At 63.2% G+C, this 25,199-nt stretch carries 21 protein-coding genes; 11 read left to right on the plus strand and 10 right to left on the minus strand.

Features of this window, described 5'->3' with window-relative positions; all coding sequences use genetic code 11:
• The first annotated feature begins 79 nt into the window (after positions 1-79).
• Positions 80-1,456, plus strand: a complete 1,377-nt coding sequence (locus BZF59_RS11680; RefSeq protein ID WP_086606213.1) for an IS1182 family transposase — start codon at positions 80-82, stop codon at positions 1,454-1,456.
• 160 nt (positions 1,457-1,616) lie between these two features.
• Here the strand turns inward: BZF59_RS11680 and BZF59_RS11685 are convergent, their stop codons facing one another.
• From BZF59_RS11685 to mscL, 3 genes are read right to left on the minus strand one after another with little or no spacing between them, the layout of a single operon-like run.
• A complete protein-coding gene (locus BZF59_RS11685) occupies positions 1,617-2,717 on the minus strand; it encodes an alpha/beta fold hydrolase (protein WP_158094304.1) in 1,101 nt (366 codons plus the stop codon).
• Between the two features lie 52 nt (positions 2,718-2,769).
• Positions 2,770-3,375: a beta/gamma crystallin-related protein gene (locus tag BZF59_RS11690; RefSeq protein ID WP_086608454.1), complete on the minus strand. Its 606-nt coding sequence runs from the start codon at positions 3,373-3,375 to the stop codon at positions 2,770-2,772.
• The gene (gene mscL, locus BZF59_RS11695; RefSeq protein ID WP_086608455.1) at positions 3,372-3,839 is read right to left on the minus strand and encodes a large conductance mechanosensitive channel protein MscL; all 468 of its coding nucleotides are present in this window, start codon (positions 3,837-3,839) and stop codon (positions 3,372-3,374) included. The genes BZF59_RS11690 and mscL overlap by 4 nt, the downstream gene beginning before the upstream one ends.
• A 109-nt stretch (positions 3,840-3,948) precedes the next feature.
• Here mscL and BZF59_RS11700 point away from each other — a divergent pair, with 109 nt between their 5' ends.
• The 5 genes from BZF59_RS11700 (at position 3,949) to BZF59_RS11720 (ending at position 7,370) form a co-directional block, all read left to right on the plus strand.
• A complete protein-coding gene (locus BZF59_RS11700) occupies positions 3,949-4,647 on the plus strand; it encodes a Crp/Fnr family transcriptional regulator (protein WP_143738156.1) in 699 nt (232 codons plus the stop codon).
• A 122-nt stretch (positions 4,648-4,769) separates the two neighbouring features.
• The gene (locus BZF59_RS11705) at positions 4,770-5,801 is read left to right on the plus strand and encodes a dienelactone hydrolase family protein (RefSeq protein ID WP_158094305.1); all 1,032 of its coding nucleotides are present in this window, start codon (positions 4,770-4,772) and stop codon (positions 5,799-5,801) included.
• Positions 5,802-5,975: 174 nt separating this feature from the next.
• The gene (locus BZF59_RS11710; RefSeq protein WP_086608458.1) at positions 5,976-6,401 is read left to right on the plus strand and encodes a hypothetical protein; all 426 of its coding nucleotides are present in this window, start codon (positions 5,976-5,978) and stop codon (positions 6,399-6,401) included.
• A 22-nt stretch (positions 6,402-6,423) separates the two neighbouring features.
• Complete coding sequence (locus BZF59_RS11715) at positions 6,424-7,038, plus strand: beta/gamma crystallin-related protein (RefSeq protein WP_086608459.1); 615 nt, start codon at positions 6,424-6,426, stop codon at positions 7,036-7,038.
• 14 nt (positions 7,039-7,052) lie between these two features.
• Positions 7,053-7,370: an MliC family protein gene (locus BZF59_RS11720; protein WP_086608460.1), complete on the plus strand. Its 318-nt coding sequence runs from the start codon at positions 7,053-7,055 to the stop codon at positions 7,368-7,370.
• Positions 7,371-7,715: 345 nt separating this feature from the next.
• Here BZF59_RS11720 and BZF59_RS11725 read toward each other — a convergent pair whose 3' ends face one another.
• The 6 genes from BZF59_RS11725 to BZF59_RS11750 all read right to left on the minus strand — a co-directional run bounded on the left by BZF59_RS11725 (position 7,716) and on the right by BZF59_RS11750 (position 13,817).
• Positions 7,716-7,934 (minus strand): helix-turn-helix domain-containing protein, encoded by a 219-nt coding sequence (locus BZF59_RS11725; RefSeq protein ID WP_425429576.1) that lies wholly within the window; start codon positions 7,932-7,934, stop codon positions 7,716-7,718.
• Positions 7,931-8,449: a DUF2975 domain-containing protein gene (locus BZF59_RS11730; RefSeq protein WP_158094306.1), complete on the minus strand. Its 519-nt coding sequence runs from the start codon at positions 8,447-8,449 to the stop codon at positions 7,931-7,933. Before BZF59_RS11730 ends, BZF59_RS11725 begins: the two co-directional genes overlap by 4 nt.
• A gap of 399 nt (positions 8,450-8,848) precedes the next feature.
• Positions 8,849-9,388, minus strand: coding sequence for a hypothetical protein (locus BZF59_RS11735; protein ID WP_143738157.1), 540 nt, complete (start codon positions 9,386-9,388; stop codon positions 8,849-8,851).
• 56 nt (positions 9,389-9,444) lie between these two features.
• Positions 9,445-10,527: a DUF262 domain-containing protein gene (locus BZF59_RS11740; RefSeq protein ID WP_158094308.1), complete on the minus strand. Its 1,083-nt coding sequence runs from the start codon at positions 10,525-10,527 to the stop codon at positions 9,445-9,447.
• A 580-nt stretch (positions 10,528-11,107) separates the two neighbouring features.
• Positions 11,108-12,838: a DUF6538 domain-containing protein gene (locus BZF59_RS11745; RefSeq protein ID WP_086608465.1), complete on the minus strand. Its 1,731-nt coding sequence runs from the start codon at positions 12,836-12,838 to the stop codon at positions 11,108-11,110.
• Positions 12,839-13,127: 289 nt separating this feature from the next.
• A complete protein-coding gene (locus tag BZF59_RS11750; protein WP_086608466.1) occupies positions 13,128-13,817 on the minus strand; it encodes a queuosine precursor transporter in 690 nt (229 codons plus the stop codon).
• A gap of 170 nt (positions 13,818-13,987) precedes the next feature.
• Between BZF59_RS11750 and BZF59_RS11755 the strand changes: the two genes are divergently transcribed.
• The 3 genes from BZF59_RS11755 (at position 13,988) to BZF59_RS11765 (ending at position 20,004) form a co-directional block, all read left to right on the plus strand.
• On the plus strand, positions 13,988-15,469 hold the full coding sequence (locus tag BZF59_RS11755; protein ID WP_245806136.1) for a NupC/NupG family nucleoside CNT transporter: 1,482 nt from the start codon (positions 13,988-13,990) through the stop codon (positions 15,467-15,469).
• 41 nt (positions 15,470-15,510) lie between these two features.
• Entirely contained in the window at positions 15,511-16,440 is a 930-nt protein-coding gene (locus BZF59_RS11760) for an isopenicillin N synthase family dioxygenase (RefSeq protein ID WP_086608468.1), read from the plus strand.
• 273 nt (positions 16,441-16,713) lie between these two features.
• Positions 16,714-20,004, plus strand: a complete 3,291-nt coding sequence (locus tag BZF59_RS11765) for a TonB-dependent receptor (RefSeq protein WP_086608469.1) — start codon at positions 16,714-16,716, stop codon at positions 20,002-20,004.
• Positions 20,005-20,096: 92 nt separating this feature from the next.
• Here BZF59_RS11765 and BZF59_RS11770 read toward each other — a convergent pair whose 3' ends face one another.
• On the minus strand, positions 20,097-23,075 hold the full coding sequence (locus BZF59_RS11770) for an ATP-binding protein (protein WP_086608470.1): 2,979 nt from the start codon (positions 23,073-23,075) through the stop codon (positions 20,097-20,099).
• Between the two features lie 245 nt (positions 23,076-23,320).
• On the opposite strand from BZF59_RS11770, the gene BZF59_RS11775 reads away from it, so the two are divergent.
• Positions 23,321-24,052, plus strand: a complete 732-nt coding sequence (locus tag BZF59_RS11775; RefSeq protein ID WP_086608471.1) for a TonB family protein — start codon at positions 23,321-23,323, stop codon at positions 24,050-24,052.
• 87 nt (positions 24,053-24,139) lie between these two features.
• The gene (locus BZF59_RS11780) at positions 24,140-25,183 is read left to right on the plus strand and encodes a mannose-1-phosphate guanylyltransferase (protein ID WP_086608472.1); all 1,044 of its coding nucleotides are present in this window, start codon (positions 24,140-24,142) and stop codon (positions 25,181-25,183) included.
• Positions 25,184-25,199: the final 16 nt, after the last annotated feature.

A 25,199-nucleotide genomic window follows, 5' to 3' on the forward strand; every position in this document is an offset into this window, starting at 1 on the left:
GATTGTGTTGAAAAACTCCTCCTTGCAATCGGGCTAAAGTATTGATTCTATGTCTTGGCAGACAAGCGGAGACGGTCGGATGATGGGTGAGCGGACGGTGGCGCAGGAGGCCCTGTTCTACAGCTTCAACCTGGAGCGGCATGTTCCGCAGGATCATTTGCTGCGCTCGATCGATCGGTTCGTCGACCTGTCGGGCATTCGCGAACATCTGCGTCCCTTCTACAGCTCGACCGGACGACCGTCAGTTGATCCCGAGTTGATGATCCGGATGCTGATCATCGGCTACTGCATGGGCATCCGGTCCGAGCGGCGGCTGTGCGAGGAGGTGCATGTCAACCTCGCCTATCGCTGGTTCTGCCGCCTGGGGCTGGAAGGCGATGTGCCCGACCACTCGACCTTCTCGAAGAACCGTCACGGTCGCTTCCGCGACAGTGATCTGCTGCGCCAGCTGTTCGAGACGACCGTGGCGCGCTGCATCGCCGAAGGACTGGTCGGCGGTGAAGGGTTCGCGGTCGATGGCAGCCTCGTGCGCGCCGATGTGAACCGCCAGCATGCCGTCGATCAGGCCGATGGCTTGCCGGACCCGGCCACCAGCCATGCCGTTCGCGAGTATCTGGCTGTGCTCGACGATGCGGCCTTCGGGGGCGCAACCCCGGTGCCGCCCAAGCAGTTGGCGGTGGCCGATCCGGCCGCACGCTGGACAGCGGCAAGCCGCGAGCGTGCCTTCTTCGCCTATGCCACCAACTACCTCATTGATCTCCAGAACGCAGTGATCGTCGATGTCGAGGCGACCACCGCCATCCGTCAGGCCGAGGTGACCGCCCAGCGCCGCATGATCGACCGGACGCAGGAGCGCTTCGGCCTCTGGCCCGAGCGGCTCGTGGGCGACACCGGATATGGCGATGCAAGGAACCTGTCCTGGCTGGTCGAGGAGCGCGGCATCGAGCCGCACATCCCTGTGTTCGACAAGTCTGCCCGCCGCGATGATACCTTCGAGCGTTCGGCCTTCACCTTCGACCATGAGGATGACAGCTATATCTGCCCTGCTGGCAAGCGGCTGCGCCAGAGGCAGAAGGTCTATCGCGAGGAACGTCCGTTCGTCGATGAGAACGGCATGTTGCGTTACCGCGCCAGCAAGCTCGACTGCAGTGCCTGCGCTCTCAAGCCGCGCTGTTGCCCGACCCAACCAGCGCGCAAGATCCTGCGTTCAGTCCACGAGGGCGCCCGTGATCTGGCCCGCGATATCGCCACGACCGACGCCTATCTGGTCTCGCGCCGCCAGCGCAAGAAGGTCGAGATGCTGTTCGCGCACCTCAAGCGCATCCTCAGGATGGATCGCCTGCGCCTGCGAGGTCCAAACGGCGCAAGAGACGAGTTCCTCCTCGCAGCCACCGCCCAAAACCTCCGGAAAATGGCCAAGCTGATCCCCATGCCAGCCACCACAGCCCCCGCATAAGCGGGGGCGAAGCCTCAGAGCGCCGCTCAGGCTCGCGCCAGCGCCGATCTCAGCGCCGGGTTTTTCAACACAATCGGGTGGAAAGCTTCCATTCGCATACGCGACTTTTAGCTACAGTTTTGCAGTGGCGAAGCTGGAGACAGAATACCGCATCATCCACTCAGATGCTTCTGCAGTCTGTAGGCGCTTCCTTCCGGTCGAAGCGTTGCGAAATCCATTCCAAGGTCTGGGGAGCACTTTGCCGTGCAGTTGTGCCGTGGTCCTTGCCGGGTAGATCTATCCATTTCAAAGCCACCCTATTAGCGCAAAGGCGACGAGCGTATTTGCGGGTGACATCGGCTGCCACAAGCGGATCGTCTCGCGTTTGCGCGATCAGCACCGGCACAGGCTGATTGGCCGCCACGCTGTTCTTTTGAAGATAGCTCGACCAGGGGGCAGTCCCCGCGAAATCGAACTTCTTGAGGTCGCGTCGCAAAGTAAGAATGCCTGCTATCGCTCCAAGGCGCGGAGCGCTGCCGAGCTTGATGCAATTGCTTGCAAGCTTTCTCATAATAGCGGGCGTGCGCTTGCGCCCCATTTCGAGCGGGGTGTCGTAATACTCCGACCAACTGGACGCGGTCATCGCTGTCAGGAACATCTTAGCATTGGGATCGGACGCCTGCCGGAAGTTGGTTGCGAGGTCGGTCGGCGGCGCGCCAGCGGCAACGCCGACGAGATTGAGATCGGGGGCGTAACGTTGCGATAGCTGGCCCGTCCACAAGGCAGCATGTCCGCCTTGGCTCTCACCCCAAGCGGCGTATTCCGAACCGGCATAGGCGCCAGAGATCTTCTGTGCGGCCCGCACCGAGTCGAGCACCGACCGTGCGGTTATTGGACCGACGAGGTATGGGTGGGGGCCAATCCCGCCAAGACCTGGATAGTCGGTCGCGACGACGACGTAACCGTTCTTGACTGCATCGAGAGCCGGGGTCACGGCGAAGAACTCGGGGCTGAGCGAAGGCGCGCATTTCTGGACGACGCCCCAGGTGCCGTGAGTCCAAGCAATTACTCGCCGGCGTTGCATAGTGCCGGCAATGGGGGCCACGACCATGCCGGTCACTTCGACCGTTTCGCCAATGTCATCGAGAGTCTCATAGCGGATGCGCCATGCCAGCATGCCGGCAGGAGCGTCCGCGACAGGCTCAACATAGGTAAGCGCCCCCGGCTCCGCGTGTGCCGTTCCGACGATCATCCATGACGACAGCCAGAAGGCGACTGTCATGGCGATGCGTCGGCGTGAGACGGAGCTGGGGGTAAGCCTCATCGCATTATTCCTATACGGCCGAACGAACGCAGAGGACGTCGGCGAGATATACGCGGCGGTTTACGGTCTGCATCGACGAGTAGGCCGCGCGGGTCCAGCCATTGGTTCGGCAGAAGCGGTTGGCGGTGTCACGGCCGCAATTGGCGGTGGCGCTGCCTCCTGTGCAAGCCAACACACGATAGCCATTTTCACCGGGAGCCGGGTAGAACGCCGATCCGACCAGTCCCTGCGTTGCGCCTTGCGCAGGTGGGGCCGGCTCGACCGGCTCGGGCGACGTGCCGCCCAACGGCCGGGCCGACTGGACGCGGTCGAGGAAACCGGTCCGACCGCGAATGTCCGCTTCGTCCGCCGTTATGGTCACACAGCGACCGCCGTAGTTCTTGCGCGAACACAGCTGCCAATAGCCTGACTTCACGCGGATCGAGCGGACCGGCCAGTTCAGACCGAGATCCGGCTGGGGTCGGTTGATGAACACCGCAGGGCCCTGGAAGTTGATATCCCGGTAGATGGTGGCCTCGCCCCGACCGGCCGGTGCCATCTTGTCAGTTTGCGCGATTGCGACACCACTGCAAAGAGCGGCGCCAGCGGCAACGACGGTTAAAGCTTTACGGATCATGAGGTCGTTTCCTTGTTGTTGCTATCAGTCAGGTGCTGACGGATAGATTGCAGTTCAGTCTGGATTTGCAGCAGAACGACGACGTCTGGCGGCGTGGGCGGCGTCGCACCGAGCTTGATGCCCGCTGCCCTATTGGCGACCTTAATCAGAATGAAGATCGCCGCGGCGACGATCACGAAGTTGATCAGCGTGGTTCCAAAGGCGCCATAGCCGAGCAGCGCTGCGCCGGCCTTCTTGAGACCAACGTAGTCAGAAAGGCTGCCCGCGTAACGCGGTGGAACCTCCCCGAGCACCACGAAGTAGGACGAAAAGTCGAAACCGCCGGTAAGCGCGCCGATGATCGGCATGATGATGTCGTCGGTCAGCGACGTGACAATGCCGCCAAAGGCTGCGCCGACAATAACTGCAATCGCCAAATCCAGCACGTTGCCGCGGGCAATGAAGTCACGAAACTCGTCCAGCACTTTCTGTCTCCATTCCCATCGCGTGAGGTGGTATCGTGTTTCCACCGACCGATTTGTCTGCCGGACGACATTCGCGTGAGAGAGTTTCTGGGTTTTGGGAGTGACGAGGATGACATCCGAGCGCCATCTACCGATCCTTCGCCGCAATTCTTGGTTCGCAGGGCTACCGGAAGAGATGCAGCTTGAGATCGCGGAGCATGGCCGCTCTCGACACGTGGCACAGGGTGCGGATCTGTTTGTGCAGGGTGACCCGTCAGCGGGTTTACACTGCCTGCTTGAAGGGCAGTTGCACGTGACTGGATTGTCACCGGATGGCGAGGAGGTCCTTATTGCCATTCTGCGACCGAGTGACTGGACAGGCTTCCTGTCGGTGCTGGATCGTGGGCCCTATGCCTTCACAGCCTCCGCAGTAACAGCGTCCACCGTGCTTTCGCTCTCGCCTGGCGATCTTGCGCGAGTGTTCGAGAGGAGCATTGGAACTTACAAGCATCTAGTTGCACCCGAGCTGTCCAGCACCCGCGGCAATTTCCACTTTTACCTTGAGCAGCTCGGCAAGCCTCCCTTGCAGCGGGTGGCGCATCGCCTTCTCGATCTCGGTCGCTGGGCCTATGGTGCACCCCTGGGGCCACCCATGCCGTTAGAGAATGTGAGCCAGGACGACCTCGCTGCGGCAACAAGGTTGTCACGACAGACGATCAACGGCGCGTTGCGCGACCTTGAAAAACGTGGCGTGATTGAGGTGCGGCGCGCCCATGTGCGGGTTCTGGATGCCGATGCGCTGAGGCAGGTAGCAAGCGGGCCGGAATAATCAGATGCAAGTGTCGTCCCGACGACACTGATGGCGTTCAGGTAACGCTAGAGCGAGATCGTCGGATATTCGATGTTGCAAGCCATGAGGTCTGCACAATCGGACCAATTAGGCACGCCATCGTGATCAATGCGCTCTCACTACCCGTTGCCGGAGCCCTCATGCTGCAACCTGCACTACCGCACATCGATAGTTCGCAATTTGCTAATGAGTCAGTTCAGCTTTCCGCGCGGGTTCACGGCCGGATCGTTTCCTTCACCACGCGGAACCCGCTCGATTTCGCACCCATGCTGCGGGGCGAACTTGGTGACGAAAGCACGCTCCATGCGCAGCTGTTTCTTCCGCGAGGGACAGATCCTCACCCAGCCGTCATCATCGTGCCAGGCAGCGGCAACATCGGCCCCCACCATGTTGAACAGGCTGCTGCGCTCGTGGCTGCCGGCATGGCCGTGCTGCTCATCGACCCCTTCCACGGGCGCGGTATCGCGAGCACGGTCGAGGATCAGGCGCGTCTTACCTGGGCGGCCAGCACCTACGACGTCATCGCGGCGCTTACCTATCTTCGCACACTCCCACAGATCGACGCCAACCGGATTGGCGCCTTAGGGTCGAGCCGGGGCGGCACAGCGGTAATGCTTGCTGCCTCAGAGCAGATCAGTGGGCGCATCCTCACGCAGGGCAGCGGTCTGAAGGCGATTGTAGCCGGCTACCCCTGGTGCGGCACCCAGTTCCGTGTCGCTCGGCTTGCGGACGATGCAGCGTTGCTGGTGCTGGCTGGCGATCAGGACAACTGGGTGTCGCTGCATCAATGTCAGGACGCGGTTCACGCACTGAGCCAGCACAACGAGAAGGTCTCGCTTCGTGTTTTTCAAGGTGCGAGCCACGCCTTCGATCGGAGCGGAGTTTCACCCACCCGCATCGAGAACGCGCCGACAGCGACGACCTTCCCGACCATCTACATGGATAATAAAGGGGACTACATCGACCCGAGGACGGGAAGGCCCGATCCAGCGCTCACACCTGCGGACTTCCTAAATTGGTCCATCGAAGGCGGCTTTGTTCGACGTGGAGTGACGGTGGGAACGCGGGGTGAGCAAGCTGCCGAGTATCGGCAAGCTGCAACGGATTTCCTCGTTGCAAGCTTGTCCCCTTAGCCGTTCTAACAACCTCCAAGGTGATATTCGGGTTCAGCGTATTCGTTGCCCAGTCGCGTTTCAGCAAATGGCACATCGGTTGACTGTTCCGAGCTCACCAAACTGCTGGTCGGCAATACGCGCGCAAATCGGTCACCAAGTAAACCTAACTCGATTGCAAAGGATTTGAACCAAATGAATGAACGATTCTCAATCATTGCCGTGAGTGCCTTCGCCCTTGCCGTGACCGCATGCAACCCGGCCACTCAGACGGACGCCGGCGCTGACCCGGCCCCCACCGGCTCGCCGGCGGTCGCTGAGGCGTCGCCTGCAGCAGCCGTCAGCCATGCAGCATGGGCTGGCAAATGGGTCGGTGTGGAGGGCATGTATGTCGAAATCCAACCAGCTGCGGACGGCAACTACGTGCTCACCATGCAGTCCGATCTCGACACGCTTGGCACCTACACGGGCAAGGATGCCGAAGGAGGCATCGCCTTCGAGCGCGGCGGAGAGCAGCTGCTCCTTACCCCGGCCAACGGCGACCAGACCGGCCTCAAATATCTAGCAGGAAAGACCGACTGCCTGATGGTGGCACCTGGCGAAGGTTACTGCCGCGACTGACCGGCATACAAAGGAAAGAAAGATGAAGAGAGGGCTTCGAAGACCCGCAGCGCTTGCCGCTATTCCCCTGTTTGCCGTCGCCGCTTTGGTCGGCGCAGACATCGGCAGCGCCCAGACCGACAAGATGGCCCGCCCGGCCGAGGCGACAATCTACCGCGATGCCGGCTTCAACGGTCCTGCGGTATTCGTGGGCGAAGCTAAGCCGGACCTCGGTCTGGCGTGGCCGGTCAATTCGATCCGGGTCACTGGCGGGACATGGGAACTGTGCGAGCGCAGCTATTATCGAGGCAACTGCAAGACCTACACGAGCGATCAGCCGGTGTTGCAGTCGCCCTCGCGCGGCATGACTTTCCAGTCGATGCGCCCGATCGGACGGAGCGGCGGAAGCTTTATCGGGGTCGAGGCGCGCGATCAGGTCACGAGCGGCCTGTTTGCCGAGTTCCACACCGAACCCGGCACGCGCGGCTATCGCATTCCGGCCTGTCCGATGGGTCGGGCGACGGCGAAATGCGCAGCGCGCACTGCCGACAATTACTGCAAGGCCATCGGCTGGAACGGCTCTGCACGCGAACACATGCAGACTGTCGGCCGGGTCGTCTTCCTGGCGGACGTGCTGTGCGTCAAATCGAACTTTTGAAGGGGGATCATCTTATGCGCATCATCACAACTACCTTGGCAGCGGCAGGCGCTGTCCTGCTCTCAGGCTGCATGACGACACAACCGGCCAACGTCGGCACCAGCTATGAATGCGATCGCGGAACCAAGCTGCAAGTCAGCTACCTGCGCGAAGCCGCACTGGTGCGCGTCAACGGCGGGCGGCCGATCCCCTTCCGGCAAACGCCGAGCAACACGGGGACTGTTTACGAAAGCGGCGCCAACCGGCTCGCACGTGACGGCAATATTTTGACTTGGAACACCGGCGCGCGCTCGGCTCCGGAAGCCTGCCGCATAGTCAACACGATCAACTAGGCGGGCAAAAGCCACCTGCCCCTAGCGAGAGCGGTAACGAAATTATCATTTCCGCGTCTAACGCTGGAAACGGGGGCGGCAATTGCAAGAGGCACAATCGCCGCCCTCGCACTTCATAGAACACGTCGGCGTCGATCGCTCGCTTTATGGAGCGACTGCACGCCGACTAATATCATTTTTTCTGCTCAACGGCAGCTTTGGGGTCGATAGCTGAACGGCAGAATTTTTCTGGAAGGGTGGCATAGCCGCAATGCCGCTTTTGGGATCGCAAATCGGCTCCGCTAATGACCGGTGATGGGTGGTTTTCTGCCTTGTCCCGAATGCATTATTCGCAGCTGGGTTTTGCTACGGTGATGGTGGTTCAAAATCGATCAGGTCTGTGGGTCGGCAATCGAGAGCAATGCACAGCTTTTCCAATGTCGCGAAGCGAATGCCTTTGACCTTGCCGGACTTGAGCAGAGATAAATTCGTCTCGCTGATGCCAATTTCTTGCGCGAGATCGCGGGCGGTCATCTTGCGGCGCGCCAGCATGACGTCGAGGGTTACGATAATCGGCACAGTCACACCATCTGGTCATTGTCGGCTTTGATGTCGGCAGCGAGCGCAAACGTTCGCCCGAACAGGCGAATTGCCAAACCGATCAGGACCATCACAATGGCGAAATAGCTACCCGCCCAATCGATAGCCTCGCCATTTTCAGAACCGGCCAAGATGATAGGCAGGAACAGCGCGGTGGCAGCACTCAAGATCAACCAGTCTCCGACCTTGGTCAGGCTGACCCCATTCTGAGGTGAAAAAATCTCGCCTCGGGAGAACTGAACAAACAATTTCCGCGCTGTGTAAAGAGCGACCATGGCGAGGATCACGGGGAAGTGTTCGACCAACAGATCACCGAATGCCGCTGCTGCTTCGAGAGCGTCTTTTTCCGGAGTGACCAGCGCCGCACCCAATCGCTTGAGCGGCAGATAGGAGACGCTTGCGAAAAGCCAAAATGCCGTCAGCCAATAAGCCCAGCCGAAAGTCTGGGCAAGCTCCCGGCTCTGCTTCTCAATATCGGGATTGCTATGGTCTGGCGACATGCGAATCATTCCCTTACATCAAATGAATTATGTATAACATAAAACATTTATCGATAAAGGCAAGGGTGATCCTCACTTGGCCCGATTGTGGTTCCTCATTTACGGGAAGCTTGGAACCGTCCTCGACCAGCAAAGCCCGGTGCACCGCTCGTGGGGAAAGTGCAGATCCCGGCAGCCGCGCCGCTCATAAGCCAGCTTCGGGGTCGATTGCAGAATGGCGGGAATTTTCCAGAAGGTAGGCAAAGCTGCCATGCCGCTTTCGGGATCGCGCACCGGCTTGGCGCATGGCAGCTCATCGGTGGGAAGTTGACTGGCAGCTTGGCACCCTCGTTTTTCAACGAGAAGGCATATCGGTCTGGGCGATCTTGGCTTGGCGTTGATCGAGGCGAACGCCAGCAACTACAGCATCGCTCGACCAACTGTTTTCATCGCCGCGCACCAAGCATCAAAACGACGCACTCCGCCGGCGTCGAAGGGGAATACCGTCGTCTCGACTTCTATAGTGTCGTTTGTGCTGAACCAATTCAAAGCCCGAAGCTCCAACGCTGAGCTGCGCGAGCGATGTGCAAAGAAATTGCGTGTTAGCCGCAGGTTCTCAAGCGGCCATGGTGTCGAGCCGATTGCGGCTGCCACGTTGGCGACATTCGCAATATTGAGCCGCCTCGCTGCATTGATCGCGTCAACAGGACGATACCACTTCGGTTCGAAGCGCTGCCGTGTCACCTGAAGGAGATAATGGCTTACAGCTTCGCGGTTACGATAAGCACGCGGAACGCTCGCCGGCACCGGCCCAGCCAAGCCAGAAGCCCGTCCTGTCGCCGACGACAGGATGAAATTCCGCACATACAACTCCCAAGCGTTCTGGAGCTGGAAAGTGATGTGCTCAGCCTGCCGGCGCTCGACCGCGTTGAGGGGCGCACCGCCCATAAGCGGCGTCATCTCCGCATGGAGCGCGTCAACCCTCCGCTCAAGCTGAGCCACAAGACCGCCAAGCATTAGGCAGCAATTGCATTCACAATGGTGGCAAACCTGGGGCGACGAGAGCTTATGCGCTGAGTGCTGCTTTTGCTACCAACCACAAAGGTAGCGTATGGACCATCAATATCGTCATTCTCGACCGCCGTGGCGAGCAGTGGAAGGTTATCCGCGGCATTCGCATGGCTCAGGCCAGCACCGTGCTTGTGGTTTACATCCGCAGTAAGCGCGGACGTTGGCAGCTCCCCTGCAACGAATGCAAGAGCGCAAACAAGAAGCAGGAAGTTCGGCGCGTCGAAGAACGTCGTATCGCGAAAGGTTGGGCCGAAGGTGCCCACAGCAATATTAATATTCTTTTGCACCAGCGCGTTTAGATCGGTGAAATATGCCTCATCGCGCTTAATGTTATTCCGGTAGAATCCGCCGACTTTTTCTTCCCCGCCGTCCCCTAAACCATTCGCAAAAGCCATATACATCTCGGCAATCAGCGTGGTGTTCTTTAGGCGCACGCTGTCGCGCAGCGATACTACATGGTATTCATCCCATAGCGCCCCGTTCTCGCGCGTGGTGTTCCAGATCGCCCATTTGACAGGCTCGTCATACTTGGCATGACGCAGCTCTGCCGGCGTGACCTTGACGCTGTAGGAGTTCAGACGGGCAAACACCTCCAACACTTCAGCATCGGACGCATTCAGGAGCTGAACGGTCGAGATGTTGTAAGAGAGGAAAGCGTCTTTACGGTCCTGAGCAAGGTCACTGTAACGCTGCCCCCCAAAGTCGGGGCTACGCGAGCTGATACGAAGGTCGTTGGCAGCAAACGCTAAGATCGCACGTAGTCGTTGCTGACCATCGACGACTTCACGAATAGACGACTGCGTAACCGCATCGATGCGCGTGCGAATATAGACCGCAGGGATAGGGAGCTCGCGCAGGATCGTGTCGATCAAGAATGATTGCGCTTGGGGCGTCCATACCGATCCACGTTGAAATTGCGGTTGGAGTTCAAGCTGTTTCTGCTTGTCCCAGGTAAGAAAGTCAGAAATTGAAAACGTCTGCGGAATACTCGGTATGGGCTCCTCCCGCCGCACGTATGGCAGCGTCATCGCATCCTCGCCAGCTAATTTAGGGAACCTAGCTTCCCGCATTTCACTTGCGTTTCAAACCCGCAAACGGGTTGAGTGCTGCACCTTGGGCTCGACGACGCGATGGATCATGATGGCCGTGCCAATCGCGTGCCGTTGCATTTTTGGTATGCCGGATGACCCGGCCGCTAGATGTCGCCTCGCGAAAACCGGCCGTGAGAGGATCACATGGCAACGGCAGTATTGTCCCAATCTCCGCTGTTCCGGGCTTATGGCGACGTGGTCGATTTGAGGAACTCGCAGATCGCATCCTGACGTCTGACATGGGGGCGGTAGCCGAAGGGTGGCTGCTAAAGCAGCGCGGACCCGAATCAGCCATTCGACCACAACGGCGATGCGATCACCATGAAATGACCGACGGTGTGCCTGATGCGAATTGAGACGGTCGTGGTTGTTGTGGAAACCGGTGCATATCAGCCGCGGTGTCACGCGATGTGTCACGATAAGTGTCACGGTGCTTCTGAAAAAAACCGCAGAAAACCGTCGTTTTTAGAGAATGGTCGGGGAGACAGGATATGAACCTCAAGCTCGCTCTGGAACATCACGGCGCTGGCGGTAACACCAGCCCAGCATACGCACACCGCCGGATTGCAGGATACGTCTCTTCCAGCGGTATCTCGCGGACATACCTCTCGTCGAGAGCCGATTTTTTGTGACCGACCACCTCGTTTTTGTGGTTCTCAGGTAGGCCATACTCCACGCGACCGAGCAATGTCTTGAACGCGCCCCTGAAGCCGTGGAAGGTCACCTCCTGCCTCGTGCCCTCTGTTAGGATCGCCCGCAATTGCTGTGGGATGACCGTGCGGTTGAACGCGCGGATCAGCTGTCCGTTGGACCAAGCGGGAGCGCCGGCGTCAGTGCGGTTCGTTGGCGGCTTCCAGTCAGGAAACAGACGATCGTGCCCGGCGCGACCGATGCGCTCGACGTAGTCATCAAACCCAAGCGCGATTAGAATATCGAGGATTGGAATCAGCCGCCGATACCCTGCTTTCGTGGTTCGCCATGCGTTGTCCTGAATGACGATATGAGGGTGCTGGTGGTCGAGGCGAACTTCGGTCACACGCAGGCCGCCAAGCTCGCCAGCTCGACATCCCGTAAACATGGCGACGATGGGCACCCAGTAGTGCATCCCATTAAGTCGATACGTTCCAGGGCTGTGTATGCTAGTTTCGCTGGCGCACCCCGTAAACCAAGGATGGTGCACGAGAAGCTGGAGCTCATGCGGGCTGAACGGTCGCTTGTCAGGCATGATGGCCTTCGGCACTGGCTTGGTAAAACGCTTTACGTTAATGCCATGGAACGGGTTTGTGACCTCATCTGGTTCCACGTCGAAGGCGTGTTGGAATGCCGAGCCGATGAGTGTTAGCTTCTTCTTCAAGGTCGCTGGAGAGGTAGGGCGCTCGATGCTGCCCTTAGTCTTTCCTCCAACCACCTTAGAGCCTTCGACCTTACAGAACTCCACGACTTCGGCACGGGTGATCTCGTCAAGCCGCAGATCGCCCACGGCGTTGATAAAGGAATCCAACGACGTTTTCACTTCGCGCACCGTGCGAGGAGATCTTAGCTGCGCCATGTAGTCGTTCACTGCCTCTGACAGTCGTGGTGCAGCTGACTGCTTGGGCGTCAGTCGCTCCTCTGGGATGACCGACGACGTGCCGTTCAACATGGCGTCGATCGCTCTTTGGCCTTTGACATGCCCCTCCCGCACGGCCCTGCTGAGCACGCCCCACTCCGGCGTGTCTGGGTGAACATCCAGCCGCTGCTCTCGAACGATCCTACCCACCTGATCTCCGATATTTGGCATGCGTCGATCGGTGCTGCTGTCGAAGCCCAGCAAAATGCCTTTCAGGCGTTCAGCATCCATCTCGCGATCAGCCATCATCTGGTCAAATGCATCGCGGTGGTGCTCGCCGAGCTCAGCGAGCACCATGGCTTGCGCCCACCGCTTAGCCATGCTCTCGCTGATTTGAGTAACGGTAGCTGTCAGGAGCGACGGAGTGAGCGGACGGGTGTGCGAACTGTTCCCCGCGTTCGCCTGGGACCCTGGCCTGCCCAGTGCGAGCTTTACAAGATGATCGAATTCGCGCTCGACCTCGGCTGCGGCGCTCAGCGCCACGGTTTGCTGCTTAGTTCGCAACGAGACCCTGAAAAGGCGGCGCCCGCCAAAATGCGCGCGCCAAGCTTCAGGTCGGTCTTGAACCTGGCGAGGCACGCGACGCTCGTAGTAGAACACATCGCCCCGGAGTTTCACATGCCTCAGATCTTTGGCCATTTAGAACCCCTTTGTCTCTCACTATTGTCTCGCAGTGTGAGACAAGAAGCACAGGGAAATCTGTAACCTACGGGAGCCGAGGGGTCAAAGCACGCGGGTTAAGAATCCTGTCGGGCTCACCATTGTTTTTGCGTCCTACCGCTTCGCTACTTGAGGACTTTTTTGTTTGCGAACCCGCCTCCGCGGGTTCGTCCTCGCTAGATGTTCTCCACTTCGTTCCGGACCCGCTGCGGGCGGGCGGTCGCCCTTGCGGTCGCTTTGCGACCGTGTCAGCGACGGATGCGCCCCCTCAACCTGCCTTCTTCGCATCCAGCCAGCGGGCGGCCTTCACCCCGAAGGTGATCAGGAACGGCACCAGCACCACGCTCAGCACCACCTTGGCGATCACCTGACCGATCAGGAGGTTCATGATCGGGAACAGCCCGTAAAACGCGAGCGTGATGAAGATCACCGAATCGATCGCCTGCGACAGTGCCGAGGCAATTGCGCCGCGCAGCATCAGGCCGATGGTCGTTTCTTCGCCGTCGCCCTTCAGCCGGTCGAAGATCCAGATGTTGAGCAGCAGCGAGGTAATATAGGCCGCAGGGCCCGCCGCCCACACCCGCCAGACGGTCGAATGCACGCGCTCGAAGGCCGCAAGATCGTCGGCCCGGCCCGCGACCATTTCGGTCGAGGCGGGCAGCCCCAGCACCAGCAGCATCAGCAGCGAGGAAATCAGCAGCGGCAGAAACCCCCACCAGACGATCCGCTGCGCAAAGGCCCGGCCATAAAGCTGCGACAGCGTGCTGGAGATCACCACCAGCAGCAGGAAGGCGAATATCCCGCTCTCGACCGCCAGATCGGTCGGCCATAGCTGCACCTGCTTGAAGGCCAGCACGCCCGCCAGCACGGTCATCCCGCCATAAAGCAGCGTAAACACGAACAGCCCCAGCGGCATGTTCGGCGGGGCGGCGGGCGAGACGGGCGCGGTGTCGTTCATCGCCCGATTGCTAGCCAGCCGCCGCGCAAATGAAAAGCGCCGCGCACACCTCTGTCACCCGCGGCTGTTGGCTGTGTCAGCCATCGCCCTTGCAAGCGCGCGCACAAACTGCCACGCCGCAGGGCACACAGGGGTCTCCAACTTTTCCAAGCAAAGGGCACGTCGCTGCCGTGAACGAGAGTATCACGTCCATTCTGCTGAGCCTTGTCGGCGTCCTCGCCATTCTTGCCATCGCCTTTGCGCTGTCATCGGGCAAGCGGCAGATCAATCTGCGCGTGGTGGGATCGGCCTTTGCGCTGCAGGCGATCACCGCGCTGATCGTGCTGCGGACCGAGGCCGGGGTGGCGGTGATCGGCGGACTGTCCAGCGGCGTGATCGCGCTGCTCGATTTCTCCAAGGTCGGGATCACCAGCGTCTTCGGGCCGATGGAGAGCAACCCCTTCGCCAACACCTTCGTCATCGCCGCGCTGCCGGTGATCGTGTTCTTCGCCGCGATCGTCTCGATCCTCTACCATCTCGGCATCATGCAGCGGCTGGTGCGCTGGGTAGGCGGCGTGATCGGCTGGATCACCGGCATCAGCCAGGTCGAGGCGCTGGGCGCGGCGGCGAATATCTTTGTCGGCCAGTCGGAAAGCCCGCTGGTGGTGCGGCCCTATCTCGCTGCGCTGAGCCCTTCGGGCCTGTTCACGCTGATGACGGTGGGCATGGCGGGCGTGGCGGGCACGATCCTCGCGGCCTATGCCAGCTTCATCGGCACCGAGGCGGTGCCTTTCCTGCTCGCCGCGGCCTTCATGTCGGCGCCGGGCGGCATCCTGATGGCCAAGATCATCATGCCCGACGAGCCGCACAGGGGCGCGGGGCACGATGCGTCGGTCGCCACCACCGCCGTGGCGCAGGCGCGGGGGCGGACCAACACCCTCACCGAGGCCACCCGCGTGGTGATGTATGACGAGAACGGGCAGGAGGTCGAACTCCCACAGGCGCGTATAAGTGCAGTCGGCCCGGCCTCGATCCTCGAAGGCGGCGCCAAGGCCGACGAAGTGAGCGCGGCGGAGACCTTCGAGGAAGGCCAGCGCCCCGCCAACATCATCGAGGCCGCTGCGCAGGGCACGCAGACCGGCGTCAAGCTGGCGGTCGCGGTGGGCGCGATGGTGATGGTGTTCGTGGCGCTGGTGGCGCTGGCGAACGGGATGCTGTCCGGGATCGGTGGGGGCATCGTCGGCCTTGCCGAGCGCAGCGGCGCGCCCTTCAGCCCCGAAACCGCCGCCTGGCTTTCGGGGATCAGCTTCCAGCAATTGCTCGGCTATATCTTTGCGCCGGTGATGTTCCTGATCGGGATTTCGGACTGGGAACAGGCGCAGATCGCGGGCGGCTTGTTCGGCACCAAAATCGTGCTCAACGAATTCGTCGCCTTCATCGATCTCGGCCAGATGCAGGCCGGCGAGCTGACCGCACGCAGCCGCGCGATCATCACCTTCGCGCTGTGCGGTTTCGCCAATTTCTCCTCGATCGCGATCCAGATGGCGGTGACCGGCGGGCTCGCCCCCAACCAGCGCCCGGTGATCGCCCGGCTGGGGCTCAAGGCGCTCGCGGCGGGCAGCCTCGCCAACCTGATGAGCGCGGCGCTCGCCAGTCTGTTCCTGCCGCTCTAACCTCTTGGCAGGCGCGCCAGCACGGGTGTAAAGGCGCGGCCATGATGAACATCGCCTCCGTCAGCCTCGCCCAGCCGCTTGAAACCATCGCCGACGAACTCGGCCGCAGCTTTGGCGAATATGGCTTTGCCGTGGTTCGCGATCACGGCATTCCGCAAGACCTGATCGACGAGGCCGAGGCGGTCTCCAAGGCGTTCTTCGCGCTGCCCGATGCGGTCAAGCGCGCCTACAAGCTGGAAGGCGGCGGCGGCGCGCGCGGCTATACCCCGTTCGGCACTGAAAAGGCCAAGGATGCCGAGGTGTTCGACTTGAAGGAGTTCTGGCACGTCGGCCGCGATCTGCCCGAAGGCCATCCGCTCAGCGAATTCATGGCCCCCAATGTCTGGCCGACCGAAGTCGAAGGTTTCCGCGAAACCATGAGCGCGCTGTTCGCCGCCTTCGAGGCCACCGGCGCGCGCGTGCTCGAAGCGATCGCGCTGCACCTCGGCCGCCCGCGCGATTTCTTCGCGAGCAGTGTCGAGGACGGCAATTCGGTCATGCGCCTGCTGCACTATCCGCCGCTGGGCGAAGGTGCGCCCGAAGGGGCGATCCGCGCCGCGGCGCATGGCGACATCAACACCATCACGCTCTTGCTGGGGGCGGAGGAAGCCGGGCTCGAACTCCTGACCCGGCAGGGCGAGTGGCTGCCGATCCCGGCGGAAAAGGGCTCGCTGGTGATCAATGTCGGCGACATGCTGGAGCGCCAGACCAACGGGCGGCTGCGCTCGACCACGCACCGGGTGGTCAATCCGCGCGGGGACGCGGCCAAACGGGCGCGCTATTCGATGCCGTTCTTCCTGCATTTCCGGCCCGACTTCATGATCGAACCCCTGCCGGAATGCGTCTCGGCCGAGGATGCGAATCCCCCTGCGCCGCCGATCAGCGCGCATGATTTCCTGATGCAGCGGTTGCGCGAGATCAACCTCGCCTGACTCGCTCCCGCGAGCGTCATTTTCGCGTCATTGATTGCATTCGGGAAATTCCCTGCGGGCGTTGCTGCGATGCAACACCCGGCAACGGAACACGCGCAATTCCGACACTTTTCTGGCGTTCGCAGAGACTCCGATTAAGGAATCGCGCCGCAGGGGCAGGGCATTTCATCAAACTGTCACAGAACAGTCGCTTTGCCGCAAGCGTTCCGGCCTAGGTGAGGCCGCACCACGACATTCTGATCCACTCTCCAATGCTACCAGGGGCTCCGATCCATGAAGCTTAAGTATCTCCTTGCCGCGAGCGTCGTCAGCCTTGCTGCGACCACCACTCTCGCCACGCCGGCCTTCGCTCAGGAAACCACTTCGTCGGTTCGCGGCGACGTGGTCGACCAGAATGGCACCCCGATCGTGGGCGCGACCGTCACTGTGACGCACGTTCCCTCGGGCACCACCTCGACCCAGACCACCGACGCCAGCGGCGGCTTCAACGCGGCCGGCCTGCGTCTTGGCGGCCCCTTCACCGTCACCGTCGTCGCCGATGGCTATGAGAGCGCCGAGCAGGAAATCGGCTTCCTCAGCGCCGGTCAGGCCCAGCGTATCAGCGTCGCTCTGGCCGATGCCGGGCAGACCATCGTCGTCACCGGCGCGCGCACCCGTTCGTCGATCTCGCTGTCGACCGGTGCCGCCACCGTCCTGACCGCGCGCGACATTGCCGGCGTTTCGAACATCAACCGCGACATCCGCAACCTCGCCGCGCGCGATCCGCTGGTGACGCTGGATTCGACCAACAACAACGCGATCAGCATCGCGGGACAGAACAACCGCTTCAACCGCTTCACCGTCGACGGTGTGGCCTTCGGTGACCCCTTCGGTCTCGAATCGGGCGGTCTCGTCTCGGCCCGCGGCCCCGTGCCGCTTGACGCGATCGGCGAATTCTCGGTCGAAATCGCGCCGGTGGACATCCAGCAGGGTTTCTTCCAGGGCGGTGCGATCAACACCCAGCTCAAGTCGGGTGGCAACACCTTCACCTTCCTCGGCGGCGCCTACTACCAGGACGATAGCCTGCGCGGCGACCAGGCCCGCAACCTGACCCGCACCGGTGCTTTCGAATCGCAGATCTACACCGCGCAGGTCACCGGCCCGATCATCAAGGACAAGCTGTTCTTCGCGGTCACCTATGAGCGCACCCGCGACACCGTTCCGGCCGACGTGCTGCCCTCGCAGCTCGGGATCACCGATGCCGACATCACCCAGATCAGCGACATCGCTCAGACCGTCTACGGCTTCGACACGCTAGGCGTGGCCGACAGCGTCGTCGAAAAGGACGACAAGCTGGTCACCAAGCTCGACTGGAACGTCGCCGACGGCCACCGCGTGAGCGCGACCTACATCTGGAACGACAGCGCACTGCTTGCCGGCCAGACTGGCGTGGGCGCGATCAACGCCGACAACCCGACCTACAGCCTGCTGTCGAACAACTACACGCAGGGCGCGGTCAACCACTTCGGGATCGTGCAGTCGAACAACCAGTGGTCGGACAGCTTCTCGACCCAGCTGCGCGTGTCCTATGCCGACTACACCCGTCTGCAGGTGCCGATCGGCGGCAATCGCAGCTTCGGCCAGTTCCTTGTCTGCCTCGACCCGACCAACCCGACCACCGCGCCCGGCAATGCGCCGCGCGTCTGCTCGGAAGACCAGCAGCAGCTCCAGTTCGGCCCGGACGTCAGCCGTCAGGCCAACGAGCTCGAATCGCAATCGCTCGCGATCGAGTTCCAGGCGACCCTGAAGCTCAACAACCACAGCGTGAAGCTGATCGCCGAGCGTCGTCGTCAGGACGTGCGCAACCTGTTCGCCCAGCGCGTTTCGGGTGCGTGGCTGTTCGACAGCGTTGCCGACCTTCAGGCCCAGCGTGCCAACGAAGTCGACATCGCCGTGCCGCTGCTCGGCGGCATCGAAACCGTGACCGCCGATTTCCAGAACAACAGCTGGACCTTCGGGATCATGGACACGATCGACGTGACTGACACCCTGACCGTGGTTGCGGGCATGCGGTACGACCTGTTCGACACGCCGGACCGTCCGTTCAACAACGTCAACTTCCTCGAGCGTTTCGGCTTCCCCAACACCTCGACCCTCAACGGCCGCGATCTGTTCCAGCCGCGCTTCGGCGTGAACTGGCAGCCGACCGATCGTCTGACGGTTCGCGGTTCGGCGGGTCTGTTCGGCGGCGGCAGCCCGAACGTCTGGATTTCGAACAGCTATTCGAACCCCGGTCCGACGCTCGGCCGTGTGCAGGTGCGCCGCGTTCCGGGTGCCACCCCGGCGCAGGACACCTTCACCATCTCGGGTCTGACCGGCCTGTCGGCCGCGCAGCAGAACGCCATCGGCGCCGCGACGCTGAACAACGTCACCGGCGGCACCGGCATTCCGCAGTCGCTGGTGGACGCGATCCGCACCACTGGCACCGCGGCATCGCCGACCAACGCGATCGACCCGAACTTCAACCCGCCTTCGCAGTGGCGTTTCTCGGGCTCGGTCGATTACGAAGCCAACCTCGGCCCGCTCGGCGATGGCTGGAACCTCGGCGTCGACGTGATCTATTCGCAGGTGAAGGATGCGCTGGAGTGGACCGATCTGCGTTCGGTCGACAGCGGCACCGAAACCCCGGATGGCCGTCCGCGCTATCAGATCCTGCCGGGCTTTAGCGGCACCAACACCGATCTCCTGCTGACCAACACCGGCTACGGTGAAAGCTGGAACATCGTTGGCCGCTTCGACAAGGTCTGGAATTCGGGCTTCTTCCTGAACGGCTCCTACACCTATCAGGATGTGACCGATCAGAACCCGGGCACCTCGTCGGTGGCGTTCTCGAACTACACCAACACCGCGGTGGGCTTCGATCCGAACTTCGCGGCGCAGGGGATCTCGAACTATCAGCGCGATCACCAGTTCCGTCTCGGAACCGGCTTCGACGGTGAACTGTTCGGTGACAACAACACCCGCGTCGAGCTGTTCTACAACGTGCGTTCGGGCCAGCGTTACAGCTACACCATGTTCGATCCCACCAACGGCCGCTCGGCGGTGTTCGGTGTGACCGGCCGCGGCAGCCGCAACCTGCTCTACGTGCCGGACGTCAGCAGCCAGACCGCCGACGCCAACGTGATCTACGACACGACCGCGACCTTCGAAGCGGTGCAGGCGCTGGTGCAGGGCTCCGAGCTCAACGAATACCAGGGTCAGATCGCGCCGAAGAACATCGGCAAGACCCCCTGGGTGCACAAGCTCGACCTGTCGCTGCGTCAGGAAGTGCCGATCCCGTTTGGTGGCAAGATCGAACTGCTGGCGGACGTCGAAAACGTGCTGAACCTGATCGACAAGGATTGGGGCACCGTGCGTCAGGTCGGCTTCCCCTACACCGCGTCGGTGGTGAGCGTGGCCTGCGTCGCAAGCGCGACCGAGCCCTGCGCCCAGTATCGTTACTCGAGCTTCCGCGCTCCGAACGAAGCGACCAACATCAACGGTTCGCTGTGGGGCGTCCGCTTCGGGGTGCGCGTCAAGTTCTGATCGCGCTTCTTATCTGAGCAAACGAAAGGGCGGCCCGGCAACGGGTCGCCCTTTTGCTTTGCGATGAGGCGCGGTGACGGGCGCGCGGCCCGTCAGCCGATCGCGCGCTGACCTGCGGCCGTCGTTCCGCTGGCCTCGGCGAGGTCGAGCAGGCGCCGGGCCCCGCTCACGCAGGCTGATGCACTCGCGCCGCTGGTCAGCGCCCGTTCGAGCGCGGCCGCCGCCTCGCCCAGTTCCGGCTCTCCGAACAGCGCGGCGGTGCCGGCAAGCTTGTGGAGCAGCCGTGCCAGGTCGCTGGCGGGAGCAGGGGGCGGGGCTTCGCGCCCGGACGAGAGCAGCCAGCCAGCCTCCAGCGCGCCGCGGACCGCAGCCACGGCCTCATCGCGCCGCGCCTGCCAGCGTGCCACCAGGCGGGGCGAGCGGGCCAGTGCCGAGGCGCGCGCCGCCGGGTTCGGCCGGGCGCGGGAAGGCACGGGCCCGCCGGGGTGCTCGGCCTCGACAATCCGTGTCGGCAACCAGCGCTGCAGCGCGCGGGCGAGTTGCGCGAAGACCACCGGCTTGGCGAGATGCGCCTGCATCCCCGCCGCGCGCGCCGCGGCGACATCTTCCGGAAAGGCATTGGCGGTCAGCGCTACCACCGGCAGCAGCCCCGGCCCGATCCCCTCCGCCCGGATCGCGCGGGTGGCGGCCAGCCCGTCGCAATCGGGCATCTGCACATCCATCAGCACCAGATCATAGGGCCGCCCGCGCATGATGCTGTCGATCACCATCGCCAGCGCCTCGTTCCCGTCATGGGCCAGATCGACCTCCTGCCCGCAACGTTCGAGCATCTCGGTCACCAGCAGGCGGTTGATGTCGTGATCCTCGGCGAGCAGGATGCGGGCGGGGGCGAGTTCACGGGGGGGCGCATCGGCAGAGGGCAGGCAATCCTCGGCGAAGTCGTCCACCACCGGCGGGGCGAGCGCGGCGGGCAGCACCAGCGTAAAGCGCGACCCTTCCCCCGGCGAGCTTTCGACCTCGATCCGCCCGCCCAGCAGTGCGGCCAGCTGGCGGCTGATCGACAGGCCGAGGCCCGTCCCGCCAAACCGCCGCGCGGTATCGGCCTCGCCCTGCGTGAAAGGTTGGAAGATCGTTTCCAGCTGCAAGGCGCTGATCCCGATCCCGCTATCGGCCACTGTAACCCGCACCTCGTGCCGCTCGACCCGGTAGGTCACGCGGATCTGCCCGACTTCGGTGAACTTCACCGCGTTGCCGATCAGATTGAGCAGGATCTGGCGCAGCCGCAGGCCATCGGTCAGCAGCCATGGCGGGTTCGCTGCGGAGTAGCGGCAGGCGGGATCGTTACCGCAATCGCCGGCCAGATCGATCCGCAAGCCCTTGCGCGCCGCCGCCGGACGATGGAGCGCGGCGCATTCGGCGATGCTGGCATGGAGATCGACCGGCGCAAGGTCGATCGCGAACTGCCCGCTCTCGATCTTGCTCAGGTCGAGCACGTCGTTGAGCAGCGTCATCATCGACCGGCCCGACTGGACGATCAGCTCGGCAAAGCGGCGCTGATCATGGTCGAGCTCGCCCTGAAGAATCAGCTCGGCAAAGCCCAGCACCCCGTTCATGGGGGTGCGGATCTCGTGGCTCATATTGGCGAGGAATTCGGACTTGGCGTTGGCCGCGTTCTCGGCATGGCGGCGGGCGCGGGTGAGCAGCAGCTCCAGCTCGACCCGCTCGGTCACATCGCGCGCGGCGACCACCACGCCCTCGCGCTCGCGGCTGTCGGGATTGCGCATCACGGTGCAATCGGCCTCGAGGAAGACCGGCGATCCGTCCGCTGCATCGGCGAAACGGCGGTAGGTCACCCGCTCCCGCTCGCTCGTGCCGTCGACCAGCCGTCCCCAGGCCTGCATCATCCGCGCGTGCGAATCGGGATGAACCCGGCCGCCGATGTGGCGGCCGAGGAAGGTGGCCGGGGGCGTTCCCAGCACCTCCGCCACCGAGGGCGAGGCATAGGTGCAGATGCCCGTCAGATCGAAGCGCAGGATCGCATCGGAGATATTCTCCGCCAGCAGATCGACCTCACGCTTGCCCGCCGCCAGCTGCGCCATCATCCGGTCGCGCCCGGCGAGGATCGCGGCCACGGGAAGCCCGGTGAGGAAATTGGCGGCGACGAAAGCTTGCAACAGGTGCAGTTCGCTCATCCCCCCGACGTTCGCCCCGGCGATCGGGCCGTATCCGGCCACGGTCATCCCGCTCGCCACCACCGCCACGCCCAGCACATGCAGCGCACTGCCGAGGCTGCCGAGCCGGAAGGCATGCAGCAGCGTGATCGGCTGGATCAGGAAGATCAGCGGATAGTGGTTCTGCCCGAACACGATCAGCGCGCAGGCCATGCCGCCGCACAGCAGCGCCGCGCTTTCCGGCACCGGAACGCGCGCCGCGGGCAGGGCGCCGGTGAGGCGGTCGAACAGCAGCAGCGATACCGGCACCACCAGCAGCATGGCCATGGAGTCGGTCAGAAACCACGTCATCGCCCCGCTGCGCAGCTGATCGAGGCTGTCGCCCATCAGCGGCATGGTCAGGGCTGCCGAGACCAGCGGGCCGATCAGTCCTCCGGCCCAGACAAAGCGCGCCAGATCGTCGAGCCGGCTCATGTTCGGCTGCGCGCCGGGCCCGGTGCGGGTCAGCGCCAGCACAACCGCGATCTCGACCATGTTGGCGAAGGAGAACAGCAACGCGGTTGCCTGCGGCTGTTGCACCACTTCGTTGGTGGCAATGCTGGCGGCAAAGCAGGCGAGCAGCAGCGGCACTTCATTGCTGAGCCTCAGCCGCAGCATCACCGCGACGACCACGGCATTGGACAGCCACACCGGGCTGACATTACCCCCGGCCTCGGCCAGCACGAGGCTGAGGCAGGCGATGCCGAGATAGGCGACCCCGCCGATCAGCGCGGCGATCAGGCAGGTTGCATCGATGCGGCCAAGCGCGATGCGCGACAATGCGCGAGTGGCGAAGGCGGCGATCCCGGGCTTCTGCGGCTGTGCCCGATGCGTGGCGGATGGGCTGGAATCACCCGCCATGTGCGACGCGGCACGCACGCCGACGACCGGCCCCGCGTCACGCGCGATCGCCCCGCAGCCGCCTTCCCCCGCAGGGGCGCAGCCTCCGTTGGCATCGTGCAGATCATCGCCGCCGTGCCGTTCATGATCCAGTGCGCGCTCGATCGCTGCGCTCCATCGCCAATTGCCAAGTCCTTGCTATAGTGTTTGCGCGCGGAGAGCGGTGGGAACCGCATCCATATCGGAGGGATCGGGGAGCATCGGCCATGGACACATTGCAGGAGGGGCGCTTCGAAAAGCGCGAGCGGCAGGTGCGCTGGCCTCTGATGGCGGGCATCGTGCTGCTCCATCTGGCCGCGCTCTATGGCCTGACCAAGGCCTTCGCGCCCGATTTCACCGCGAGTGTCGAGCGTGAAGTGATCGCCGCCTTCAGCATCGATACGCCGCCGCCCCCGGCTCCGCCGCCGCCCGAGAACCAGTCCGAACCGGACGAGGGCGCGCAGGGTGATGCCGGGCGCAAAGCGGTGGCGAGCGCGGTCACCAGCCCGCCGCCCAAGCTGCCGATCAGGCAGGACCGCCCCCTGCCGCGCGCGTCCTCGACCGGCAACGCCAGCCAGTCGGGCGCGGCGGCGGCGGGTGATGGCACCGGGGCGGCGGGCACCGGGCTTGGCACCGGGAGCGGCAACCGCGGCAGCGGCGGCGGGGGCATCCCCGTGACCAAGCCGGTGCATATCTCCGGCCGGATCGACAATGCCCGCGATTTTCCCGTGCCCCCCGGCGGGCGCGACGCGCGGCGCGGGACGCAGGTAGTGGTGCGTGTGACCGTCGGCACCGATGGCCGCGCGCGCGGCTGCAGCATCTATCGCCCCAGTCCTGATCCCGAGGCGGATCGCATCACCTGCCAGCTGGTCGAGACCCGCCTCGGCTTTCGCCCGGCGACCGATGCCAACGGAAACCCCGTCGCCGCGCCGTTCTATTGGCGCCAGCAGTGGTTCTGATGCGACCGGCGGCGGAATAATCGCCAGATCAGACTCGTTTCCGGGGGACGACTTGCTATAGGCTCGCCCAGCAAAGGGGGACTTCGAGTGAGCGTGATCCATCCGGTGATACTGTGCGGAGGCAGCGGCACGCGGCTGTGGCCCGTCAGCCGCAAGGCGGTGCCCAAGCCGTTTCTGCCGCTGGTGAGCGAGGAGACCCTGTTCGAACAGGCGGTCCGCCGGGTGGCAGGGGATGATCGCTTCGCCGCGCCGCTGGTGGTGGCGGGCGGTGCCCATGCCGATCTCATCGCCGCGCAGCTTGGCGATGCCCCCGGCGCGCGGCTGGTGATCGAGCCGGCAGCAAAGAACACCGCGCCCGCGATTGCGCTCGCCGCCGCGCTGCTGCCGGAAGACGCGGTGATGCTGGTCTGCCCGAGCGATCACCATATCGCCGACGCATCCGCCTTCCGCGCTGCCGCGCTCGCCGCTGCGGCCCTCGCGCGCGAGGATTATCTCGTCAGCTTCGGCATCGCGGCGGATCGCCCCGAGACCGGCTATGGCTATCTCAGGCGCGGCGCGCCGCTCGCCGGGGGCTATGCGATCCGCGAATTCGTCGAAAAGCCCGATCGCGCCCGCGCCGAGGCCTATCTCGCCAGCGGGGAATATAGCTGGAATGGCGGGATCTTTGCCTTCCGCGCCGGGCACCTGTTGGCGGAGTTGGCCGCTCATCGCCCGGACATGGCGCGGCTGGTGCGCGAGGCGGCGGCGGGCGGCGTGGCCGAGGGCGCGCGCTTCCACCCGGCGGCCGAACCCTTCGCCGCGATCGCGGGGGATTCGATCGACTATGCGGTAATGGAAAACACCGCCCGCGCCGCAATGGTGCCTGCCGACATGGGCTGGTCGGACATCGGCAACTGGGCTGCGCTCGCCGATGCGCTGGCGGACGGGGCCGACACGGATGGCAATGTCGTGCGCGGCGGCGTGGCCGACTTCGCGCAATGCCGGAACGTCTTCGCCATGACCGACGGCCCGCGCATCTCGGCGGTCGGGCTCGAGGATGTGTGCATCATCGTCTCCGGCGGCGAGGTGCTGGTGACCACCCGCGACGGCGCGCAGGCCGTGGGCAAGCTACCCGGAGCGGCGGGCCAGTGAGCAGCGCGCGCCGACT

This window comes from Erythrobacter donghaensis (assembly GCF_002155425.1).
Taxonomy (GTDB): domain Bacteria; phylum Pseudomonadota; class Alphaproteobacteria; order Sphingomonadales; family Sphingomonadaceae; genus Erythrobacter; species Erythrobacter donghaensis.